The organism is Thermus sp. (assembly GCF_056332225.1).
The window spans coordinates 1-540 of record NZ_JBWGQW010000251.1 but is presented as its reverse complement, the minus strand read 5'-3'; the positions used below and the strand labels follow the sequence as shown (position 1 = coordinate 540).

The window sequence follows — 540 nt, the reverse complement described above, 5'->3', positions numbered from 1 at the left end:
CTGGGCCTTCAGGGCGAGGCCCTGCCCCTTGAGGTCCACCCCCTCGAGGCGGAGGCCAAAGAGGAGGTGCCCCCGCACCTTCCCCACCCGCCCTTCCAAGCCCAAAAGGGGCAAGGCCCACCCCACCACCCCCCGGAGGAGGGGAGGCCAGGCCGGGAGGAGGAAAAGGGCCACGCCCAAAAGCCCGAGGAGAAGGCCCCGCCGCATCCTCCCTCAGCATAGGGAAGGGAGATGAAAACCGCGTGGCAACCCCAGGTGGTATAACAGGCCCATGGCGCGCCTCGTGGCCTTGGTCAAGGGAAGGGTGCAAGGGGTAGGGTACCGGGCCTTCGCCCAGAAGAAGGCCCTGGAGCTCGGCCTTTCGGGCTACGCCGAAAACCTCCCCGACGGCCGGGTGGAGGTGGTGGCCGAGGGGCCTAAGGAGGCCCTCGAGGCCTTCCTCCACCACCTCAAGCAAGGCCCCCGCCTCGCCCGGGTGGAGGCGGTGGAGGTCCAGTGGGGGGAGGAGGCGGGGCTAAAGGGCTTTCACGTGTACTGAGC

Annotated in this window: 2 protein-coding genes; one reads left to right on the top strand and one right to left on the bottom strand. The window is 69.1% G+C overall.

What is annotated here, in order from left to right; genetic code table 11:
* The coding region (locus tag AC01Y6_RS11200; protein ID WP_476671610.1) for a hypothetical protein at positions 1–207 on the bottom strand (207 nt) is incomplete at its 3' end.
* Between the two features lie 64 nt (positions 208–271).
* On the opposite strand from AC01Y6_RS11200, the gene AC01Y6_RS11195 reads away from it, so the two are divergent.
* A complete protein-coding gene (locus tag AC01Y6_RS11195) occupies positions 272–538 on the top strand; it encodes an acylphosphatase (RefSeq protein ID WP_428719542.1) in 267 nt (88 codons plus the stop codon).
* Positions 539–540: the final 2 nt, after the last annotated feature.